Below are 19,735 nucleotides of genomic sequence, written 5' to 3' on the forward strand. Positions count from 1 at the left end.
ACTCCAAATATTTTATTCAATTATCTTAGGGACTATAAAAAATCCATCCTGAGAATTTGGAGCATACTTGCTAAGCATATCTATCACATCAGATTTTCTATTTTCATCTAGTCTAAATGGAGTTGCAGCATTTGTAGTGCTAGTCATAGCTTCAACATCATCAAGTTTTAGCTCATCTAATTTTTCTACAAAATTAACAATCTGACTTAATTGTTCTTCCAATTCTTGTCTTTTATCATCGGCAATTTTTAAAGCACTTAGCTTTTCAAGTTTGGTTAATAATTTATCATCAATTTGCATAATTTACCTTAATCTTAATTTTTAACTCAAGAAAACTCTTTTTAGGTTAAAAATTATAACATAAAATCATTTATTTTTTCATTTTTATATGTTACAATTATAGACTTAAAACAATAAATAATGTTTATTCTTGCTAAAAAAGGGAAAATATGGCTTTAAAAGAAAATCTAAAAGCGGTTCAAGCAGAATTAAGCTCTGAAGAGCAAATGATGGAAAATTTTATCAAATCTGAGCGCTTTATAAAAAAATACAAATACTATTTCATTGTAATCATTGTACTTTTAATCGCATATCTTAGCGGAAGTTATTTTTACAATCTAAAACAAGAAAGTAATATTCAAGAAAGTAATATAATTTTTAACAACTTATTGAAAAATCCTTCAGACCAAAAATTACTTGAAGAATTAAAACAAAAAAATGCAAATCTATACACCATATTCATGATGAGTCAAAACAATCAAGATCTTAATCAAACTTTAAGCCTTAACATAGATCCTTTGTTAAAACAAATAGTGCTTGCTCAAAACAATCAAAAATCAGACTTTTTGAAAGATTATAATACCTTATTGGTAGGTTTTGATTTTCTAAAACAAAACGATTTTAAAAATGCAGATATAGAATTTAATAAAATACCTATAAATTCTCCCTTATGGCAGATTATTACAAGCTTAAAACATTATCAAGGAATAAAATGAAACACTTTTATTTATTTATCATTACTTTAATATTTTTTAGTGCTTGTGGCACAAAAAGGGAGTATTACCAACCAACACAAGCAGAACAGCTTCCTTATAGCTCTCAAAGTATTAATGGTAAAATTATAAATTTCAATAACAATATAGCACAATTAAGCAATAATTCCTTTATAGATACTATGGGAAATATTATTAATTTTAAACTAGATAAAAATTATCATATTATAAATATGCAACAAGAAGAGGTTCTTATTGGCGATGATAATGGAAATTTTAAGATTTTAAATTTACAAGGTGATGAATTATTTTCTCATAAATTTAATGAAAGTGTAGTGAGTGCAAGTATAGATGGAGATGATATAGCTTTAATTTTAGCTAGCAATACCTTAGTATATGCAAATAAAAATCTTGGTATTAAAATGCTTCAAAATCTTGGCACAGCATATGCTCAAGATAGTCGTTATGCTAATCCTTATTTTTTAAATACCATTATTATATATCCTATGCTTAATGGAAAATTAGCCATACTTAATAAAAGCACACTAAAAGTGAGTAAAGAAATTTTAGTAAGTAGTGAGGAATTTTTTAACAATATCATCTATCTTCATGTTAAAAATGATACTATGGTTGCTGCAACTGCACAAAAAATCATCGTTGTTACTCCAAATAGAACCTTATATTTAAACGAAAATATTAAAGAAGTAAACACTAATGATAATGAAATTTTTATACTAACAAAAGATGGAAGAGTTATTAAAAATGATTATAATCTTAGAAAAATCGATGAAGTAAAATTTCAGTTTGCTCTGTTTTCTAAAAGCACCTTGCACAATAACTCTTTGTATATTTTTGAAAAAACAGGTTATTTGATCAAGCTAAATACAAATTTGAAAGATTATACAGTATATAAACTAAGTGAAGCCGTTGATAAAAAAAGTTTTATGGCTAATGGTAAATTTTTCTTTCAAAATAAATTTTTACAATTAAACTAAAATGAATCAAGAGCTTAGCGATATTCTTATAAAATATGGGATTGTTTTAAAAAATACTAAATCCTTAGATATCCATGCTTTTAGTAAAAAGAAAAAATTAATTTGTATTTATGGAGAGAATACAAACAAACAGTGTTGTTTGATTTTATTTTCTTTTACAAAAAGTAAAATTTTAACAAAAGAATGTCTAGAATTTGAAAGTATTTTTCAAAATATAAACCAAACTCTAAACTTAAATTTTCAAAATTATTTTATATTTCACCAAGCTTTAATTTGTTCTAAAGCAAAAGAATATCTAGCTACCAAAGGGATTAAAAATTATGCTTTTATGTGATATTGGTAACACAACCGCTAGTTTTCTAAATGAGCAAAAATTTTATTCTATGAGTATTGAACAGTTTTTACAATACGAACCTACACAAAAAGTATTTTATATCAATGTAAATCCAAATTTAGAGCAAAGATTAGAACAAAATCCTTTATTTATCAATCTTGCCTCATATTTTAATTTTGATACTATTTATGAGAATTTAGGGGTTGATAGAATAGCAGCATGTTACACTATAGAAGATGGTGTTGTAGTTGATGCGGGTTCTGCAATAACTGTAGATATTATTTCTAATTCTATTCATCTTGGGGGATTTATACTCCCAGGTATTGAAAGCTATAAAAAGTCTTTTTCCAATATTTCATCACGTTTAAGATACGAGCTAAATACACAGATTAATTTTGATGCTTTCCCTCAAAGAACCGTTGATGCTTTAAGTTATGGAGTTTTTAAAAGCATATATTTACTTATAAAAGATAGTGCATATGATAAAAAATTATATTTTACAGGCGGAGATGGGCAATTTCTTGCAAATTTTTTCGACTATGCAATTTATGATAAATTTTTAATTTTTAGAGGTATGAAAAAAGCTGTTTGTGAAAATTTTATACTTTAAAATTTATTTCTATACCCAAGCGCTTGAAATTATAAAATTTATTTACTCAAAACAACTATATTTTGATATTATTAGCAAAATCAAACACACAAAAGGAATTGATAACAATGGATCAAAAACATTTTGATACCGTGGTAATTGGCGGTGGGATTTCTGGTGCTGCAGTATTTTACGAGCTGGCTAGATACACAAATATTCAAAATATTGCTTTGTTAGAAAAATACAATAGCGCTGCAACTTTAAATAGCCATAGCACAAGCAATTCACAAACTATCCACTGTGGTGATATAGAGACAAATTACACTTTAGAAAAAGCAAAAAAAGTTAAGACAACAGCAGATATGATTGTAAAATATGGTCTTTTGCAAAATGCACAAAATAAGTTTATGCACTCACACCAAAAACTCGCACTTGCAGTTGGAGACAAAGAATGCGAGTATATGAAAAATAGATATGAAGAATTTAAAGAATTATATCCTTATATTAAATTTTATACTAAAGATGAAATTAAGCAAATAGAACCTAATGTTGTATTAGGCGAAGATGGCATAAATGATAGAACCGATGAAGTAGTAGCTATGGGTGTAGAAGCAGGAACGGTTTATACTACAGTAGATTTTGGCTTGATGAGTCAAAATCTTATAGAGCAAGCTTGCAAACAAGGAAAAAATACTCATGTTGCCTATAATCAAGAAGTTGTGTTTATAGAAAAAAAAGATGATATTTTTTATATTAAAACAAAAGATTTTAAAGAATATAGTGCAAAATCTATTATAGTAAATGCAGGAGCGCATTCTTTATTTTTGGCACATAAAATGGGTATAGGATTAGATAAATCTTGCTTTCCGGTTGCAGGAAGTTTTTATATGTCTAAAAGAAAAATTTTAAATGGTAAAGTTTACATGGTGCAAAATCCAAAACTACCATTTGCTGCGCTACATGGTGATCCTGATTTATTAGCTAATATGAATACACGCTTTGGCCCTACTGCCTTAGTTATCCCTATGTTAGAAAGATACCATGGTTTTAAATCACTACCTGAATTTTTCAAAACACTTAACTTAGACATGAATGTAGTCAAAATTTGCCTTAATCTTTTTAAAGATTCTACTATTAGAAATTATATTCTTTATAATTATTTATTTGAAATTCCTTACATTAACAAAAGACTTTTTGTAAAAGATGCAAGAAAAATAGTTCCTAGTTTGAAAACAGATGATATATACTATGCTAAAAATTTTGGCGGAGTACGTCCTCAAGTACTTGATAAAAAGGCAGGAGAATTAATGCTTGGTGAAGCAAGTATCACTGAAATTCCAGGTATAATTTTCAATATGACACCAAGTCCAGGTGCTACAAGTTGTCTTGGTAATGGTTATAGAGATGCAAAACTTATTTGTCAATACTTGGGTGCTAATTTTAATGAGGATTTATTTACTAGCGAACTACTATAAAAAGGATAAAAAATGCTAAAAAAAACAAAAATAGTTGCAACGATTGGACCAGCAAGTGAAAACGAAGCTACAATAAGACAAATGATTATTAATGGGGTGAATGTTTTTCGTTTAAATTTTTCACATGGAACCCATGAGTATCATAGTCAAAATCTAACTACTATTAGAAAAGTGGCAACTGAACTTAATGCAAGAATTGGAATTTTACAAGATATTAGTGGACCAAAAATTAGAACCTTAAAAATTCCAGAAGCTTTTGAATTAAAAAATGGAGATAGACTAGACTTTTACAAGGATACTTTTGAAGGAGAAAAACTTTCTAATGAACATTATAAAGTCTGTATTAATCATCCTGAAATTCTTTCAATGCTAAAGGTAGGAGAATACATCTATCTTTGTGATGGCTCCATCAAAACTAAAGTAGTGCAAGTTGAAAAAGATTTTATCCAAACCCAAGTAGAAAATAGCGGGGTGCTTAGTTCAAACAAGGGAATTAATTTTCCTAATACAAAAATTAATATCGATGTTATCACCCAAAAAGATAAAGACGATCTTGCATGGGGTATTAAAAATGATGTTGACTTTTTAGCCATCTCTTTTGTACAAAATGCTCATGATATTGATGAAGTTAAGAAAATACTTGATGAAAATAATGCCAAAATTGCTATTTTTGCAAAAATAGAAAAATTTGATGCTGTTGAAAATATCGATGAAATCATAAATTGCAGTGATGGTATAATGGTAGCAAGAGGGGATTTGGGTATTGAAGTGCCTTATTATAGAGTGCCAAATATACAAAAACTCATCATTAAAAAAGCCAATGAAGCTAATAAACCTGTCATCACTGCTACTCAAATGCTTTTTTCACTTGCAAAATCCAAAACTGCCACAAGAGCTGAAATTTCAGATGTTGCTAATGCTGTGCTTGATGGTACTGATGCAGTTATGCTTAGCGAAGAAAGTGCGGTAGGGATTGATCCGGCAAATGCAGTTGATATTATGACTCAAACCATTATAGAAACAGAAAAAAACTATCCTTATGAAAAATTTGAAACCTTTAAATGTTTCAATGAAACCGATATTATTGCTAAATCAAGCACACAACTAGCAACCGATTTAAATGCAAATGCAATTTTTACCATCACAAGTAGTGGTGCTTCTGCGGTTAAAACAGCAAGATATCGTCCAAAAATGGATATCATAGCTATTACTCATTCTAAAAAAGCTTTAAATTTTTTAAGTATAGTCTGGGGAGTTCAACCTGCTATATTAATAGAAAAACATGAAAATTTAACAGAGCTTTTAAGCAATTCTGTAAAACTTGGAGTCGAAAAAGGCCTTATGAAAAAAGATGGAGTTTATACTCTTACTGCAGGTTTTCCAATAGGTGTTGCAGGAAGTACAAATTTAATTAGAATTTTACAAAAAGATCAAATTGAATATTATTTAAGTTTGGGAAAATAACCCAAACTTAATATTCTTCTTCTATCAAATCACATAAACAATGTATAATTAAAATATGCATTTCTTGAATTCTAGCTGTATCATCGCTTGGAATGACTATATTATGCTCACATAGTTCATTCATCACTCCACCACCCTTTCCACTGAGTCCTATACATTTAACACCAATTTCTTTGGCCTTTTCAAAAGCTTTGATCACATTTAGACTTTTTCCACTAGTAGAAATTCCAATCAACACATCATTATCACTAGCTAAAGCTTCAACTTGTCTTGAAAAAACAAATTCAAAACCATAGTCATTTCCTATAGCACTTAAAGCAGAGGTATCAGTGCTTAGAGCAATAGCAGCTAAAGCCTTTCTTTCTTTTTTATATCTTCCGCTAAGTTCAGCTGCAAAATGCTGGCTATCTGCAGCGCTTCCACCATTTCCACAAATTAAAATTTTCCCACCACTTTTCAAGCACACTTTTAACTCTTGAGCAGCCATAGCAATTTGCTCTTTTAAACTCAAACTTTGTTCTAAAGTTTTTTGATGTTGAATAAATTCCTTTTCGATTTTATTTATCATTTGCAATCCTATTAATTATATTGGTAGTGCTAAATCCATCTTCAAAGTCGATCAATTCTACTTTTTTTACTAAATTTGAACCCACTACCTCTTTGTCTTTATAATCAGCTCCCTTAACTAGCACATCAGGTTTTAAAAACTCTATCAATTCATAAGGAGTATCCTCATCAAAAATCACTACATAATCTACAAAATACATGCTCGCAAGCATACATGCACGTTGAAACTCTAAATTTATAGGTCTTGAATTTCCTTTTAGTCTTTTTACGCTTTCATCTGAATTTAAACCTACAACTAAGATATCTCCTAATTTTTTAGCTTTTTCAAGATATTTTATATGACCATAATGCATAATATCAAAACACCCGTTGGTAAAAACTACTTTTTGATCTTGTAGCAATTTTACAAGCTCTTCTTTGCTTTTAATTTTATCTTCAAAAGAAGCTTTTTTGAGGTTTTTTATCTCTTCTAAACTTACACTCACACTTCCTACTTTTGCTACCACAACAGCCGCTGCATCATTTGCTAGCTCGCACGCTTTTACAATATCAACTTTTAAAGCCAAAGCATAAGCAAGCATAGCTATAACACTATCTCCAGCTCCTGTTACATCATAAACCTCCAAGGCTTTTGCAGGAATAATATGTAATTTTTCATCAAAAAGTGCTATTCCTTCTTCAGATAAAGTTATAATAGAATAAGCCAAATTTAAATCATCTTTTAATTTTTTCAAAGCTTTTTCTAAATTATCAATTTTTTCTACACCCAAAGCTTGAATAGCTTCTTTTTTATTTGGAGTTAGCAAGGTTGCATTTTGATATTTGCTAAAATCACTTCCTTTTGGATCAATCAAAATAGGTAAATTTAAAGTATTTGCATGCTCTATCAAAGCTTTTGTTACTTTTGAAGTTAAAATCCCTTTGGCATAATCACTCAAAACAATCGCATCATAATCTTTTGCGATTTTTTTATACTCTTGAATAATTTCATCTTCTAATTTAGTATCAAAATCATTTTCATCATCAAGCCTTAAAACTTGCTGAGAATGCGATAAAACTCTACTCTTAAGAGGAGTTTTTCTATCTTTTTCTACTAATAATTTTGCATTTAAATTCTCTTTTAAAAATCTCCCACTCTCATCATCACCCACAAGTCCTAGAGCAAAAACCTCAGCACCAAGACTTTTTAAATTTGCATATACATTACCAGCTCCACCTAGTCTTTTATCTTCTTTTTGTGATTTCATTACCATTACAGGAGCTTCTGGAGAAATTCTAGTGCAATCACACCATATATAATGATCCACCATAAAATCCCCAACAACTAAAATTTTTGGCTTTTTAGAACTTAAAAAATCAAGCATTTACTTCCTTTTCATAAAGCCTTTTAATCTCATCTAAATAATCTTTTATTCCCTCTTCAAGACTAAATTTAGCTTTATATGAAAAACTCTCATCTAATTTTGCTTGAGTATGAAATTGATAAGCATTTTTATAAGGATTAGAAATATACTCACAAGGATAATTAGTGTTTAATTCTTTTTGTAAAATATCAACTATATCTTGAAAAGTTCTTGCCTTACCTGTGGCTACATTATAAATTCCGCTTTTTGCTTCTAAAGCTTGCAAATTTGCACTCACAACATCTTTAATATATACAAAATCACGATAAATTTGATCACTTCCTTCAAATAAACGCGGACTTTTGCCCGCTAAAATTTGATGTCCAAATTGTAAAATCATAGAAGCAGTGCTATTTTTAAAAAATTCTCCCTTGCCATATACATTAAAATATCTAAGCCCGACTATATGCATTTTATCAAAGTATTTTTTTGCTAATTTATCCATCATTAATTTTGAAAATGCGTAAGGATTTTTAGGGGCTTCACTTAAATTTACAGTTTGAGGGCTTGGAGCATCTCCATAAACTGAAGCTGAACTCGCATAGATCAATTTCGCATTAAGCTCCAAAGCAAGTTCTATAAAATCTTTAAAAGTGTTTAAATTAGTCTTTAAAACTTTGTTTTGATCATAAACAGTTGTATCTGAAATTGCAGCCTTATGAAAGATCACATCGGGTTTAAAATCTTTTATAACTTTTAAAGTTCTTTCATCATTAATATCACCCACATAAAGCTCACCTTCAAAATCTAAAATATTTTTAAAATGACCAAAGCTTTCTAAATTTCCATTTTCAAAAGTAGCACTTGAGCGCATTTTATCTACAATCAAAACTTCATGTTTATCTTGAAATTCTAAAGCAAGTGCAGAGCCTATAAAACCTGCTCCACCCGTTATCACTATTTTCATTTTCTATCCTTTAAATAATGCAAAAGTTCTTTTAAATTTTTAAAGACCTTATAGTTTTTATCATCATTATAATTTTTATTAATCAAAAATAGATTTTTTACACCAGCATTAATTCCAGCTTGCATATCGCTTAAATTATCCCCTATAAAAAAAGATTGTGAAAAATCTATATCAAATTCTTGTTGTGCTTTTAAAAGCATGCCAGGTTTTGGCTTACGACATTCACAATTTTCTAAATGCGGGCAGTGATAAATTTTTTCTATTCTAATGTTTCTTTTTAAAAACTCATCCAACATATATGAACTTAAAATTTCAAAATCTTTTTCACTATAATAAGCTCTTGCAATGCCTGATTGATTAGTAGCTACAAAAATTAAAAAATTTTGCTTTTGAAAAAATTCGCAAAGTTCAAAAATACCATCACAAAATTCAAAATCACTGATCTTGTGAACGTATTTTTTATCTATATTAATAATCCCATCTCTATCTAAAAATAACGCTCTTGTTTTCATAAAAAAATTATAATGTATTTTTATTAAGATTTTTATAATTTATCAAGTAAAAAAGTTTTTTAAGCGACTTTAAATAAAAAAAGCTTATAATTCAAAACATTTTATTTTCAATTTATATAGGAGTGATACAATGAAAAAGCTACTTGTTTTATCAGCTTTAGCATGTCTTGGTGTTTCAGCTTTTGCTGCAGATGGTGCTACACTTTACAAAAAATGTGCAGTATGTCATGGTGCTAAAGCAGATAAAGTTTATCTTAACAAAGTTCCTGCTTTAAATTCTTTAACTGCAGCTGAAAGATTGCAATACATGAAAGACTATGCAGCAGGTAAAAGAAATGCTTATGGTCAAGGTGCTATCATGAAAATCAACCTTAAAGGTTTAACAGAAGCAGATTTCAAAGCAATTGAAGAATATATCGAAAGCTTAAAAAAATAATTTAACAGCCTTTATGGGGCTGTTTTTTGTTCTTTTCTAAAGCTTCTTTTTTTCTTTTTTCTAAAATCACCGCATCATTTAAAGCTTCTTCACTATCATTTAAAGTAGTAAATTTATAATCATCATCAAATTGTTTATTCTTTATACCCCAAAGCAAAGCGCAAATCGCCAAAAACAAAGCAACCAAAGAAACGCCTATCATCATCATTAAAACACCATTCATTTTTTAATCCTTAAAGCATTTAAAATCACTATTATACTACTAAAAGACATTGATAAAGCCGCGATTAAGGGATTAATCAAACCAAAAAAAGCTAAAGGCATGCTCAAGGCATTATAAAATAAAGAAAAAGCCAAATTTTGTTTAATAATTTGATAAGTTTTTTTAGCTATTTGTATGGCTTTTTGTAAGCTTTTTAGGTCATTTTTTAACAATATAATATCACTATTTTCCATAGCAAGCTCAGAACCTTCTTTTAAAGAAACTCCAACACCTGCATAAGAAAGTGCTAAAGCATCATTTACTCCATCTCCTACCATTAAAACCTTACCTGTTTGATTTAAATTAGCTATTATTTGCATTTTATCTTCTGGCATACACAAGGCTTTGAAATTATTTATTTTTAATTTTTCAGCCACCTTACTCACAGCAGATAAATTATCACCACTTAACATATAAATTTGCATTTTACATTCTTTCATAAATCTAATCAACTCTTCAGAGCTTTCTCTCATACTATCTTCTAACTCAAAAACTGCTAATATAATTTTATTTTTAGCAAATATAAAATGCGTGGTTTGAAATTCTTGTACTTGCATATGATTTTCTTTGAAAAATTTCTCATTTCCTCCCAAAAATTCATCTTTGCCCAAAAAGGCTTTATAACCTCTTGCTTGAAAATTTTGAACTTTTTCAAATTCTATTCTGCCATCGATTTTTTCATCTAAAAATTTCAAAATGCTTTTAGCCACTGGGTGGTTAGTTAGGTGTAAGAAATTTAATAACTCATTTTTATCCAAACTCTCATCCAAAAAGCTTTTTTTAACTTCTAAGCTAGCCTTTGTTAAAACCCCTGTTTTATCAAACACAACCACATTACACTTGCTCAAATCCTCCACAACACCTGCTTCTTTAAATAAAATTTTTTCTTTCAAACCAGCACTAATTGCTACTAAAGAACTCACCGGAGTAGCCAAAGCTAAAGCACATGGACAAGCTATAATTAACACAGAAACCATGCGTATCATAGCCTCTTCAAAACCCAAATTTAACACAAAAAAAGTAAAAGCAAAACAAAGTAAAGCACAAGTTAAGATAATAGGTGAAAAATACTTACTTACTTGCTGTACCATTTTTTCTATTTTGGCTTTTTTTGAACTGGAGTTTTCAAGTAAATTAATAATCCTAGCTAATTTAGAATCCTTATAAAGCGCATTTGCCCTATATAAAGCATTCCCGCTTAAAACCAAAGAAGCAGAATAAATCATATCATCTTTTTGCACATCAAGCGGTAGACTCTCTCCACTTAAACTAGACATATCCAAGCTAATATTACCACTAATACACACTCCATCTATTAAAATTCTATCGCCTTCTTTTAACTCTATAATATCTCCTATTTGTACTTCTTCTACATCGATATTTTCTATTTTATCATTTTTTAAAACCCTTACTTCACTACTTAAAAACGATCGTAAATGATCAAGCGTATCAAGAGCTTTTTTCTTACTTAAAAGCTCTAAGTACTTTCCTATAAAAACAAAACAAATAATCATCGCCACAGAATCAAAATACACTTGCGAAGCTCTTGAAAACATTGCCCATATTGAATATATATAAGCTAAACTTGCCCCGCTAATTACCAAAGTATCCATATTAACACTTTTAAATTTCAAAGCATAATAGGCATTTTTATAAAAGATTGAGCCTGTATAAAAAAGCACAGGGGTACAAAGTAAAAATTCAGCAAAATGTAAAATATCCTTAGTATCAGCTTCCATGCCACTAAAAAACCCAGCATACTTGGCTACAGATATCCACATGATATTCATCACACAGGCTATGGCAACTATTAATTTTGCATAAAAATCTCTTTTAGTTTGAGTTGCTCTTTGTTCATTCTTTGTAGGCAAATACACACTAGCTTTATAACCAATACTTTCTATGCTTTGGATAATTTTTGCTAAATTTATACTTTTTTCATCAAAAACAATTCTAGCTTTATGAGTAATAGAATTAATATCAACTTCTATCACCCCTTCACTTTTAATGAGAATTTTTTCATTAAGCCAAACACAGGCAGCACAATGAATTTCTTCTATAAGTAAAAAAATCTCACTAAAACCTTCTTTGGTTTGTTGTATGTATTTTTCATAATCTTTAACATTATGTTCTATTATGGCAGGAGTTAGGGTTTTATTGCCAAGTTTTTCATAAAATTCTTCCAAATTATTTTCTTGTAAAATCCCATAAACACTTTCACAGCCTTTACAACAAAAATAATTTCCATTTTTTTCTATCATTTGATCTTGTCTGAAACTTAATTGGCAGTGTTTACATTTCATCTTATACTTTCTTCAATAATTTTTTACAATATTTTATCATTTTTTAAAATCACTATTTTAAAAATTATTTACAAAGCTATATTATAATTTTAAAAAATTTGACAAAGAAGCATTTTTTTGAATAAAATCTCTTATTCATTATTAAATACTACATTTTCTACATTTTAGAGGATATATGGAAAATACAAAAGAAAAAAAACAACATCAAAGAACACACATTCCAGTGGAAGGTTATAAGATAGAAGATTTAAAGTTGCTTGATCTAGAAAGCTTAGTTAAAATTGCTAATGAAGCAGAAATAGAAAACCCAAGAGAATTTAGAAGACAAGATCTTATTTTTGAAATTCTAAAAGCACAAACCAAAAAAGGTGGCTTTATACTCTTTACAGGAATTTTAGAAATTTCACCTGAAGGCTATGGCTTTTTGCGTGGAATGGATTCAAATTTAAGCGATAGTGTAAATGATGCTTATGTATCAAACTCACAAATTCGCAAATTTGCTCTGCGTGTTGGAGATATAGTTACTGGTCAAGTTAGAGAACCAAAAGATCAAGAAAAATACTATGCTTTGTTAAAAATTGAAGCGATTAATTATCTTCCATTAAAAGAAGCTAGAGAAAGACCTTTATTTGACAATCTTACTCCAATTTTTCCAACTGAAAAAATCAAATTAGAATACGATCCTTTAAAACTAACAGGTAGAATGCTTGATTTATTTGCTCCTATAGGAAAAGGTCAAAGAAGCTTAATTGTAGCACCTCCAAGAACTGGTAAAACTGAGCTAATGAAAGAACTAGCTACTGCTATTGCTAAAAATCACCCAGAGGCTCATTTGATTGTGCTTTTAGTAGATGAGCGCCCTGAAGAAGTTACAGATATGCAAAGATGTGTTAAAGGTGAGGTTTTTAGCTCTACTTTTGACTTACCTGCTTATAATCATGTTAGAGTAGCTGAGCTTGTTATAGAAAAAGCAAAAAGAATGGTAGAAACAGGCAAAGATGTCATTATCTTGCTTGATTCTATTACAAGATTAGCAAGAGCTTATAATACTGCTACGCCAAGTAGTGGTAAGGTTTTAAGCGGTGGGGTTGATGCAAATGCCTTACATAAACCAAAACGCTTTTTTGGTGCAGCTAGAAATATAGAACATGGTGGCTCATTAACCATTATAGCAACTGCTTTGATAGAAACAGGCTCAAGAATGGATGAAGTGATTTTTGAAGAATTTAAAGGAACAGGAAATAGCGAAATCGTTCTTGATAGAAATATTTCAGATAGAAGAATTTATCCTGCAATTAATATCATAAAATCAGGTACTAGAAAAGAAGAATTACTCCAAGGTGTTGAAAAACTTCAAAAAATTTGGGCAATTAGATCAGCTATTTCGCAAATGGATGATATAGAAGCATTAAAATTTTTATACTCTAAAATGCTAAAAACTAAAAGCAATGAAGAGTTATTATCTATCATGAATGAGTAGCAATGCTTCAAGCTCTTGCTGTTAAATACAGACCAAAAAATTTCAATGAGCTTGTAGGGCAAAATACTGTTTCTACAAGCTTAAAATATGCTCTTGAAAATAACCGTTTAGCGCACGCTTACTTATTCTCAGGGTTACGCGGAAGCGGAAAGACTTCAAGTGCAAGAATTTTTTCAAGAGCTCTAGTATGCGAAAATGGACCAAGTGCTAATCCTTGTGGAAAATGCTCTCAATGTTTATCTTCACTCACTGGCTCTAATATAGACATTATAGAAATGGATGCTGCAAGCCATAGAAGCTTAGAAGATATACAAGAGCTTATCGAGCAAGTCAAATACGCTCCATCTTTAGCTAGGTTTAAAATTTTTATTATCGATGAAGTACATATGCTCACCCCACAAGCAGCAAATGCCTTACTTAAGACCTTAGAAGAGCCACCAAGTTATGTAAAATTTATACTAGCAACAACCGATCCTTTAAAACTTCCTGCCACAGTTCTTTCAAGAACGCAGCATTTTAGATTTAAGCAAATTTCTACCCATGATATCTTAAATCATCTTGAATGGATTTTGGAAAAAGAAAATATTAGTTATGAAAAAGAAGCTTTAAAACTCATTGCAAGAAGCGGAAACGGATCTTTAAGAGATACTCTAACTTTATTAGATCAAGCCATAGTGTATTGTCAAAATGATATACAAACACAAAAAATCACCGCTATGCTAGGCTTTTTAGATCCAGCTAAAATTGAAGAATTTTATCAAGCCATTTTAGCTAATGATAAGGATAAAGTTCTTGAGTTTTTAAAAGAATTTGAAGATTATGAAGCAAGTAATGTCATTGATGAGATGATATTTTTTCTAAAAGAAGCATTTTTTGCCAAAAATAATCTTTTTTCTATGTTAATTTATGAAAGATTTTTTAGAATTCTTTCACGCGCTAAGACTATGTTAAATTCTAGCGATGATGATAGCTTTGTGCTTTGTGTTATGGCTTTCATGCTTATAGAAGCAACTTATCTAAAAAGCATTGATGAGGCTATTAAAAGTTCAAAACAAGATAACACACCAAGTTCAAAACAACAAGAAACTCATTCTATTCAACAAACCCCTAAAGAAGAAAAGCTTAGTCCTTATGAAAATCTCTTAAAAGCAATATATAAAAGAGATTATGACTTAGCTGAAGTTTTCAAAAAAACTACACAGTTTGTTTCTTTTGAAGATGACATTTTAAGCATTAGCTCACATGCTAAAGATGATGATAGAATGGTTTTAAACAATGGTTTTAAATTAATCAAAACATTACTTCATGAGCTTTTTGGAGAAAAAGCACAAATAAAAATTCAAAAAATAGAAAAAATAGACACGCAAAAATTACAGGATATATTCAAAACCCCTATAAAGCAAGAAGTAAAAAGCACTCCAAATCTAAATGAGCATTTTGAAAATTTTAAAAAAGACGCTAAAAAATACGATCCTAAAGACGAAACCAAAGAAGCTCTTAACAAGCTCTTTGGTTCCCCAACTATACACAATTAAAAACTACCATTGATTGAAATATAAATTCTTCTTCCCTCTTCTATGCGGTTATAAGTATTTACCCAAATTTCATCTGTACCACTTTTATAAGATTCCCAATCATTTGTAAAACTTTTATCAAAAAGATTATAAATTGCTGCATTAATGTTCCAATTTTTATTGATATCATAACGCACACCCATAGAAGCTAAAAAGACATCTTGATAGTATTCTCTATTAATATTTGTATCACCCATATAACGATCTATTTGCCACTCACCTTTTACCCATGGAGTGAATTTATTAAAGATATTATAACTTGCTTTTAACATGATATTGTGTTTTAAACTATCCACTTCTGGTTTTCCTATCACAGTCTTATCTTGTGCATCTTTTACTTCACTATCAAGATAAGTATAAGCTAAATCTAAATTTAAATGTTCTATAGGGGTAATCCCTGCTCCAAGCTCTATGCCTTTGTATTCAACCTTGCCATGATTAATCGCTTGATAACAAGACTCAGCTTCGCATTTTCCAACACCCGAAATCAAGCTATCTTTGTCGAATTTTTGACTAGAAATTTTATCTTTGAAATTGGTTAGAAAGCCAGTTGCTGAAATATAAAATAAGTCATTATTATAAACAGCAGCTAATTCATAATTAAGCGATGTTTCTTCTTTTAAATTTGGATTTCCATACATAGGATATTTACCCTGTCCACTATAATTATAAGCACCTGCTATCAATCTATTAGCGTATGGAGTTCTAAAGCCCGTTGAAACACCACCTTTTAAAGTAAGTTCGCTAGTAGGATTATAAACCAAATAAGCTCTTGGTGAAATATTATTTCCAAAAATTTCATGATGATTATACCTTGCACCAAAAGTAAATCTTAAATCATCTCTTACACTATACTCATCTTCTGCAAAAAGAGCTAATAAATACTGATCAAAATTCGTAGGATTAGCTATTTTATCTTGCATTTTTTCAAGTCTATATTCACCACCCACGCTTAAAATATGACTTTGGCCTAAAGGAATAACTGATCTTGTATCTACGATAATATCTTCAGCAACTATATCTCTATTTTGTCCTAAAAATGGTTGTGTTTTTTGACCAACTACCTCACGACCATCATTACTTACACGGTTATACTGCAAGGTAGAAGTAATCGAAAAGTCTTCATATACCCCCTCATGACTTAAATAAGTTACCAACTTATCTACTTGCATAGTATCTGTATAACCACCTGTTAAAGCCCCATTATCACCAGATGGCTTAGTCAGCGTTCCTAGTTGGCCTTTTTTGTTATCATAATGATTTCTTGAAAAATCAATATCAAATATCAAAGTATTATAATCATCTACTAAGTAATTTAGCCTAGTTCCTAAATTAAAATTGTTAGCTTTTGTAGGACTTTGAGCTTGATCACCTTGCACTCTTTGTCCGCTCCCATTGCTAAATTCAACATTCGACTGTTCTCTGTAAAACTCTCTAAAACGTAAGGTTAATCCTAGGCGATCATTCATCAACGGGCCGCTTGAATATATACTTGTACCATAAGTATTACCCCATTCTTTATGTGCATTAAAAATACTATCTAAACTAACTGATGTTTCCCATTTATCGCTTACTTTTTTTGTGATGATATTCACAACACCACCTAAAGCTTCAGAGCCATATAAAGTACTCATTGATCCTTTGATTACTTCTATTCTTTCTATGCTAGAAATTGGAGGTAGGAATGAATTTGAAATTTCATTAAAACCATTAGGCCCTACTTCTCCGCCTATCCCTTGTCGTCGTCCATCGATTAAAATTAAAGTATATCCAGTAATACCTCTCATGGTAATGTTATAAGATCCAGTTTTTCCTTTACTAGCAAATAAATCTACACCAGGAATATCAGCAATAGCTTCGGCAACATCTCTATAAGGCTTACTTTCTAAATCTTTTTTGCTAATCACATTTATAGTAGCAGGGGCTTCTTTAATATCTTGAGAAAAACCAGAAGCGCTTACTATGGAGCTATCTAATAAAACTTCTTGCGATAAAGCATTGCAGACCAAAAAACTAGCAACACAAAACGATAAACAATGTTTTTTCATTATTTCCTTTCTTATAAATAAATTTTCAAAACTGGAATATTATGATAATAATTATTAATTTAAAATAAATTTATTGTATCAATTATGATAATTGTTATTAATAAAAAATTTAATTTTTAGTAATATAATCACAAAAAATAAAACGAGGATAAGATGGAATTTTTAAAAACTTACATTGACTTAATTATATTTATTGTTTTAGGAATAATGGCATTTATTGCTATATGGTGCACTATAGAACGTATATTGTTTTTTAGAAAAATTAAGCTAAATGATTATCAATGTCAAGAAAAATTTGATGATGCAATTAGTGAAAATCTCACCATGCTTTATATCATTTACACTAATGCTCCTTATGTAGGACTTTTGGGAACTGTAGTGGGGATTATGATTACATTTTACGACATGGGCGCAAGTGGGAATATTGATGTTAAATCTATTGTTATTGGTTTATCGCTAGCTTTAAAAGCTACAGCATTAGGAATTTTAGTTGCCATCCCTTCTTTAATGGCTTACAATGGATTACTTAGAAAAATATCAACTTTGAGCAACGCATATCGTATTTTTAAGGATAAAAATGCTTAAATTACCGAAAAATGAAGGCTTAAACATCATTCCTTTTATAGACATAATGCTTGTTTTACTAGCTATTGTTTTAAGCATATCCACCTTTATCGCGCATGGTGAAATCAAAATCAATCTACCTCAAAGTGAAAATTCAAATTCCATAAACGAAAATAAAGACAAAGTGAGTATTTTAATCAATAAAGAAAATGAATTTTATATCGATGGAAAAACAGCTTCCTTAGAAGAAATAAAAGCAAAATTTGACACTATAGATTCTAAAACATTAGTAGAGTTAAAAAGTGATAAAGAAGCAAAATTTGAAAGTTTTGTAAAAATTATTGATATTTTAAAAAATAAAAATCATGAAAATTTTCAAATTTTAACAGAGCAAAAAAGATGAAAACATTTATAAACAATCATAAAAATCAGTCATTTTTTATTACTTTATTTCTCTTTTTGCCTTTATTTTTTATTTTTATTTATACTAAGAATTTTTTACATATACAACATAGCGCTTCAAAAGAAGAAAAATTTAATATAGCCATAAAACAATTTTTACAAGATTCCCCTAAAGTAAAAACCGAACAACCTAAACAAGAAAAAATAAAAAAGCCAGAACAAACAAAAGAAAAAGCTATTATGCAACCTAAAAAAACAAATACTTTAACCAATACCAAGGCAATAAATCAATTAAATGAAAAAATAAAGCCTCAAAAAACTATAACACAAGAAAAAAACACTCCAATAACTTCTCAAGAAAGCATATCTTTAGCTAATAACAATGAACTTTTAAAAGAAATCAAACAAGCTATAGATGAAGCTTTAATCTATCCTAGACAAGCTAAAAAAATGCGAATGAGTGGAGAAATTTTAGTAGAATTCACATGGACTAAAGATAAAAATCTATTAAATTTAAAAATATTAAAACCATCAAAATATAAATTATTGAACGATAGTGCTTTAGAAACTATACGTATAGCGTCTAAGAATTTTCCACAATATGAAAAAACTTTTCATATAAGAATACCATTAATATATAAAATAAAATAAACTAAGCAAAATTGCTTAGTTTGTCTTGACTAAATTATGTCCTTTATAAATCCCATAAATTTTATAATCTCCATTTTTAAGCATCAAAACTACAGGGTATTCTTCTTCATAGCCTTGCTCCATTCCAGGACTTCCCTGAGGCATACCAGGAGCAGAAATACCTATAACATCTTCGGGTTTATTTTTCAAAAGCCAAGCAACTGCATCTTCAGGCACATGCCCTTCTATAGCATAGCCATCAATTACACCAGTATGGCAACTTTGATACATAGGCTGAATATTCATTTTTTCTTTTATTTTTAAAAAATCCTCACTTTTGTGTATTTGTACTTTATAACCTTTATCTTTCATATAATTAGCCCAAAGATCACAGCATCCACAAGTAGGACTTTCATAAATATTTAATAATTTCTCATTAGCCAATAAAGTTGCAAAACCCAGTGATAAAGTTAAAAATAATTTTTTCATATATCCTCCAAAAAAAACAAAAAGATAAAATACATTATAAAAATTAATATTTTTTATAAAACCAATAATTTTTATTTTAAAATCTATAAAAAAACAAAAATACACTCTTACTTCACTCACAAATACTTTTTTTTACCTACAACTAAAACCCAAGCTATATACCAAATAAAACATTCAATGAATAATTTCAAACAAAATTTATAAACTCTATTAAAAACTTAAACCCAAATTTGTTATAAATATTTTAACCCCCTCCCACAACCCACCAAATAACAATTCAATAACCAACAACACAAATCTAAGCCATAA

Annotated in this window: 21 protein-coding genes; 12 read left to right on the forward strand and 9 right to left on the reverse strand. The window is 29.3% G+C overall.

Annotated features, from left to right (window positions below):
• Window positions 1-12 precede the first annotated feature (12 nt).
• A complete protein-coding gene (gene gatC / locus L8U41_RS07065; protein WP_263728164.1) occupies window positions 13-300 on the reverse strand; it encodes an Asp-tRNA(Asn)/Glu-tRNA(Gln) amidotransferase subunit GatC in 288 nt (95 codons plus the stop codon).
• A gap of 149 nt (window positions 301-449) precedes the next feature.
• Between gatC and L8U41_RS07070 the strand changes: the two genes are divergently transcribed.
• From L8U41_RS07070 to pyk, 6 genes are all read left to right on the forward strand, one after another.
• Entirely contained in the window at window positions 450-995 is a 546-nt protein-coding gene (locus L8U41_RS07070) for a hypothetical protein (RefSeq protein WP_263728165.1), read from the forward strand.
• The gene (locus L8U41_RS07075; RefSeq protein ID WP_263728166.1) at window positions 992-1,987 is read left to right on the forward strand and encodes a hypothetical protein; all 996 of its coding nucleotides are present in this window, start codon (window positions 992-994) and stop codon (window positions 1,985-1,987) included. Before L8U41_RS07070 ends, L8U41_RS07075 begins: the two co-directional genes overlap by 4 nt.
• A 1-nt stretch (window position 1,988) precedes the next feature.
• Window positions 1,989-2,321 carry a hypothetical protein gene (locus L8U41_RS07080; RefSeq protein ID WP_263679603.1) on the forward strand — a complete coding sequence of 111 codons (333 nt, stop codon included), beginning with the start codon at window positions 1,989-1,991 and terminating at the stop codon, window positions 2,319-2,321.
• A complete protein-coding gene (locus tag L8U41_RS07085; protein WP_263683203.1) occupies window positions 2,308-2,931 on the forward strand; it encodes a type III pantothenate kinase in 624 nt (207 codons plus the stop codon). The genes L8U41_RS07080 and L8U41_RS07085 overlap by 14 nt, the downstream gene beginning before the upstream one ends.
• A gap of 107 nt (window positions 2,932-3,038) precedes the next feature.
• On the forward strand, window positions 3,039-4,385 hold the full coding sequence (locus L8U41_RS07090) for an FAD-dependent oxidoreductase (RefSeq protein WP_263664165.1): 1,347 nt from the start codon (window positions 3,039-3,041) through the stop codon (window positions 4,383-4,385).
• Between the two features lie 12 nt (window positions 4,386-4,397).
• A complete protein-coding gene (gene pyk / locus L8U41_RS07095; protein WP_263664164.1) occupies window positions 4,398-5,849 on the forward strand; it encodes a pyruvate kinase in 1,452 nt (483 codons plus the stop codon).
• A 7-nt stretch (window positions 5,850-5,856) separates the two neighbouring features.
• Here the strand turns inward: pyk and gmhA are convergent, their stop codons facing one another.
• From gmhA to L8U41_RS07115, 4 genes are read right to left on the reverse strand one after another with little or no spacing between them, the layout of a single operon-like run.
• Complete coding sequence (gene gmhA, locus L8U41_RS07100; RefSeq protein WP_263728167.1) at window positions 5,857-6,417, reverse strand: D-sedoheptulose 7-phosphate isomerase; 561 nt, start codon at window positions 6,415-6,417, stop codon at window positions 5,857-5,859.
• On the reverse strand, window positions 6,407-7,780 hold the full coding sequence (rfaE1, locus tag L8U41_RS07105; protein ID WP_263728168.1) for a D-glycero-beta-D-manno-heptose-7-phosphate kinase: 1,374 nt from the start codon (window positions 7,778-7,780) through the stop codon (window positions 6,407-6,409). Before rfaE1 ends, gmhA begins: the two co-directional genes overlap by 11 nt.
• Window positions 7,773-8,726 carry an ADP-glyceromanno-heptose 6-epimerase gene (gene rfaD / locus L8U41_RS07110; RefSeq protein ID WP_263728169.1) on the reverse strand — a complete coding sequence of 318 codons (954 nt, stop codon included), beginning with the start codon at window positions 8,724-8,726 and terminating at the stop codon, window positions 7,773-7,775. The genes rfaE1 and rfaD overlap by 8 nt, the downstream gene beginning before the upstream one ends.
• Window positions 8,723-9,238 (reverse strand): D-glycero-alpha-D-manno-heptose-1,7-bisphosphate 7-phosphatase, encoded by a 516-nt coding sequence (locus L8U41_RS07115; protein ID WP_263728170.1) that lies wholly within the window; start codon window positions 9,236-9,238, stop codon window positions 8,723-8,725. Before L8U41_RS07115 ends, rfaD begins: the two co-directional genes overlap by 4 nt.
• A gap of 130 nt (window positions 9,239-9,368) precedes the next feature.
• Between L8U41_RS07115 and L8U41_RS07120 the strand changes: the two genes are divergently transcribed.
• Window positions 9,369-9,674, forward strand: coding sequence for a cytochrome c553 (locus L8U41_RS07120; protein ID WP_039668143.1), 306 nt, complete (start codon window positions 9,369-9,371; stop codon window positions 9,672-9,674).
• Between the two features lies 1 nt (window position 9,675).
• Here the strand turns inward: L8U41_RS07120 and ccoS are convergent, their stop codons facing one another.
• Both ccoS and L8U41_RS07130 read right to left on the reverse strand, forming a co-directional pair.
• Window positions 9,676-9,897 (reverse strand): cbb3-type cytochrome oxidase assembly protein CcoS, encoded by a 222-nt coding sequence (ccoS, locus tag L8U41_RS07125; RefSeq protein WP_263728171.1) that lies wholly within the window; start codon window positions 9,895-9,897, stop codon window positions 9,676-9,678.
• Entirely contained in the window at window positions 9,894-12,239 is a 2,346-nt protein-coding gene (locus tag L8U41_RS07130; protein WP_263728172.1) for a heavy metal translocating P-type ATPase, read from the reverse strand. Before L8U41_RS07130 ends, ccoS begins: the two co-directional genes overlap by 4 nt.
• Window positions 12,240-12,414: 175 nt before the next feature.
• Between L8U41_RS07130 and rho the strand changes: the two genes are divergently transcribed.
• The gene (gene rho, locus L8U41_RS07135; protein ID WP_039617780.1) at window positions 12,415-13,719 is read left to right on the forward strand and encodes a transcription termination factor Rho; all 1,305 of its coding nucleotides are present in this window, start codon (window positions 12,415-12,417) and stop codon (window positions 13,717-13,719) included.
• A 2-nt stretch (window positions 13,720-13,721) separates the two neighbouring features.
• On the forward strand, window positions 13,722-15,254 hold the full coding sequence (locus L8U41_RS07140; RefSeq protein WP_263728173.1) for a DNA polymerase III subunit gamma/tau: 1,533 nt from the start codon (window positions 13,722-13,724) through the stop codon (window positions 15,252-15,254).
• Here the strand turns inward: L8U41_RS07140 and L8U41_RS07145 are convergent.
• Window positions 15,251-17,341, reverse strand: a complete 2,091-nt coding sequence (locus tag L8U41_RS07145; RefSeq protein ID WP_263728174.1) for a TonB-dependent receptor domain-containing protein — start codon at window positions 17,339-17,341, stop codon at window positions 15,251-15,253. The two genes, L8U41_RS07140 and L8U41_RS07145, sit on opposite strands and share 4 nt — an antisense overlap.
• 153 nt (window positions 17,342-17,494) lie before the next feature.
• On the opposite strand from L8U41_RS07145, the gene exbB reads away from it, so the two are divergent.
• The 3 genes from exbB to L8U41_RS07160 are packed head-to-tail and all read left to right on the forward strand — an operon-like array spanning window position 17,495 to window position 18,958.
• Entirely contained in the window at window positions 17,495-17,926 is a 432-nt protein-coding gene (exbB, locus tag L8U41_RS07150) for a TonB-system energizer ExbB (protein WP_149062773.1), read from the forward strand.
• Window positions 17,919-18,308: a TonB system transport protein ExbD gene (gene exbD / locus L8U41_RS07155; protein WP_039628097.1), complete on the forward strand. Its 390-nt coding sequence runs from the start codon at window positions 17,919-17,921 to the stop codon at window positions 18,306-18,308. Before exbB ends, exbD begins: the two co-directional genes overlap by 8 nt.
• Window positions 18,305-18,958 (forward strand): energy transducer TonB, encoded by a 654-nt coding sequence (locus tag L8U41_RS07160; RefSeq protein WP_263728175.1) that lies wholly within the window; start codon window positions 18,305-18,307, stop codon window positions 18,956-18,958. The genes exbD and L8U41_RS07160 overlap by 4 nt, the downstream gene beginning before the upstream one ends.
• Window positions 18,959-18,973: 15 nt before the next feature.
• Here L8U41_RS07160 and L8U41_RS07165 read toward each other — a convergent pair whose 3' ends face one another.
• The gene (locus L8U41_RS07165) at window positions 18,974-19,426 is read right to left on the reverse strand and encodes a DUF411 domain-containing protein (protein WP_263728176.1); all 453 of its coding nucleotides are present in this window, start codon (window positions 19,424-19,426) and stop codon (window positions 18,974-18,976) included.
• Window positions 19,427-19,735 lie beyond the last annotated feature (309 nt).

Origin of the sequence: Campylobacter sp. RKI_CA19_01116 (assembly GCF_025771405.1) — a bacterium.
In the GTDB taxonomy this organism is placed as follows: Bacteria; Campylobacterota; Campylobacteria; order Campylobacterales; family Campylobacteraceae; genus Campylobacter_D.

Bases quoted from the DNA above. Each gene is read 5' to 3' on its own strand.
- L8U41_RS07080 (WP_263679603.1), top strand. From the start codon at position 1,989: ATGAATCAAGAGCTTAGCGATATTCTTATAAAATATGGGATTGTTTTA.
- rho (WP_039617780.1), top strand. From the start codon at position 12,415: ATGGAAAATACAAAAGAAAAAAAACAACATCAAAGAACACACATTCCA.
- L8U41_RS07115 (WP_263728170.1), bottom strand. From the start codon at position 9,238: ATGAAAACAAGAGCGTTATTTTTAGATAGAGATGGGATTATTAATATA.
- gatC (WP_263728164.1), bottom strand. From the start codon at position 300: ATGCAAATTGATGATAAATTATTAACCAAACTTGAAAAGCTAAGTGCT.
- L8U41_RS07120 (WP_039668143.1), top strand. From the start codon at position 9,369: ATGAAAAAGCTACTTGTTTTATCAGCTTTAGCATGTCTTGGTGTTTCA.
- L8U41_RS07145 (WP_263728174.1), bottom strand. From the start codon at position 17,341: ATGAAAAAACATTGTTTATCGTTTTGTGTTGCTAGTTTTTTGGTCTGC.
- L8U41_RS07160 (WP_263728175.1), top strand. From the start codon at position 18,305: ATGAAAACATTTATAAACAATCATAAAAATCAGTCATTTTTTATTACT.
- L8U41_RS07085 (WP_263683203.1), top strand. From the start codon at position 2,308: ATGCTTTTATGTGATATTGGTAACACAACCGCTAGTTTTCTAAATGAG.
- L8U41_RS07165 (WP_263728176.1), bottom strand. From the start codon at position 19,426: ATGAAAAAATTATTTTTAACTTTATCACTGGGTTTTGCAACTTTATTG.
- pyk (WP_263664164.1), top strand. From the start codon at position 4,398: ATGCTAAAAAAAACAAAAATAGTTGCAACGATTGGACCAGCAAGTGAA.
- rfaE1 (WP_263728168.1), bottom strand. From the start codon at position 7,780: ATGCTTGATTTTTTAAGTTCTAAAAAGCCAAAAATTTTAGTTGTTGGG.
- gmhA (WP_263728167.1), bottom strand. From the start codon at position 6,417: ATGATAAATAAAATCGAAAAGGAATTTATTCAACATCAAAAAACTTTA.
- exbB (WP_149062773.1), top strand. From the start codon at position 17,495: ATGGAATTTTTAAAAACTTACATTGACTTAATTATATTTATTGTTTTA.
- L8U41_RS07070 (WP_263728165.1), top strand. From the start codon at position 450: ATGGCTTTAAAAGAAAATCTAAAAGCGGTTCAAGCAGAATTAAGCTCT.
- L8U41_RS07140 (WP_263728173.1), top strand. From the start codon at position 13,722: ATGCTTCAAGCTCTTGCTGTTAAATACAGACCAAAAAATTTCAATGAG.
- L8U41_RS07075 (WP_263728166.1), top strand. From the start codon at position 992: ATGAAACACTTTTATTTATTTATCATTACTTTAATATTTTTTAGTGCT.
- L8U41_RS07090 (WP_263664165.1), top strand. From the start codon at position 3,039: ATGGATCAAAAACATTTTGATACCGTGGTAATTGGCGGTGGGATTTCT.
- rfaD (WP_263728169.1), bottom strand. From the start codon at position 8,726: ATGAAAATAGTGATAACGGGTGGAGCAGGTTTTATAGGCTCTGCACTT.
- ccoS (WP_263728171.1), bottom strand. From the start codon at position 9,897: ATGAATGGTGTTTTAATGATGATGATAGGCGTTTCTTTGGTTGCTTTG.
- exbD (WP_039628097.1), top strand. From the start codon at position 17,919: ATGCTTAAATTACCGAAAAATGAAGGCTTAAACATCATTCCTTTTATA.
- L8U41_RS07130 (WP_263728172.1), bottom strand. From the start codon at position 12,239: ATGAAATGTAAACACTGCCAATTAAGTTTCAGACAAGATCAAATGATA.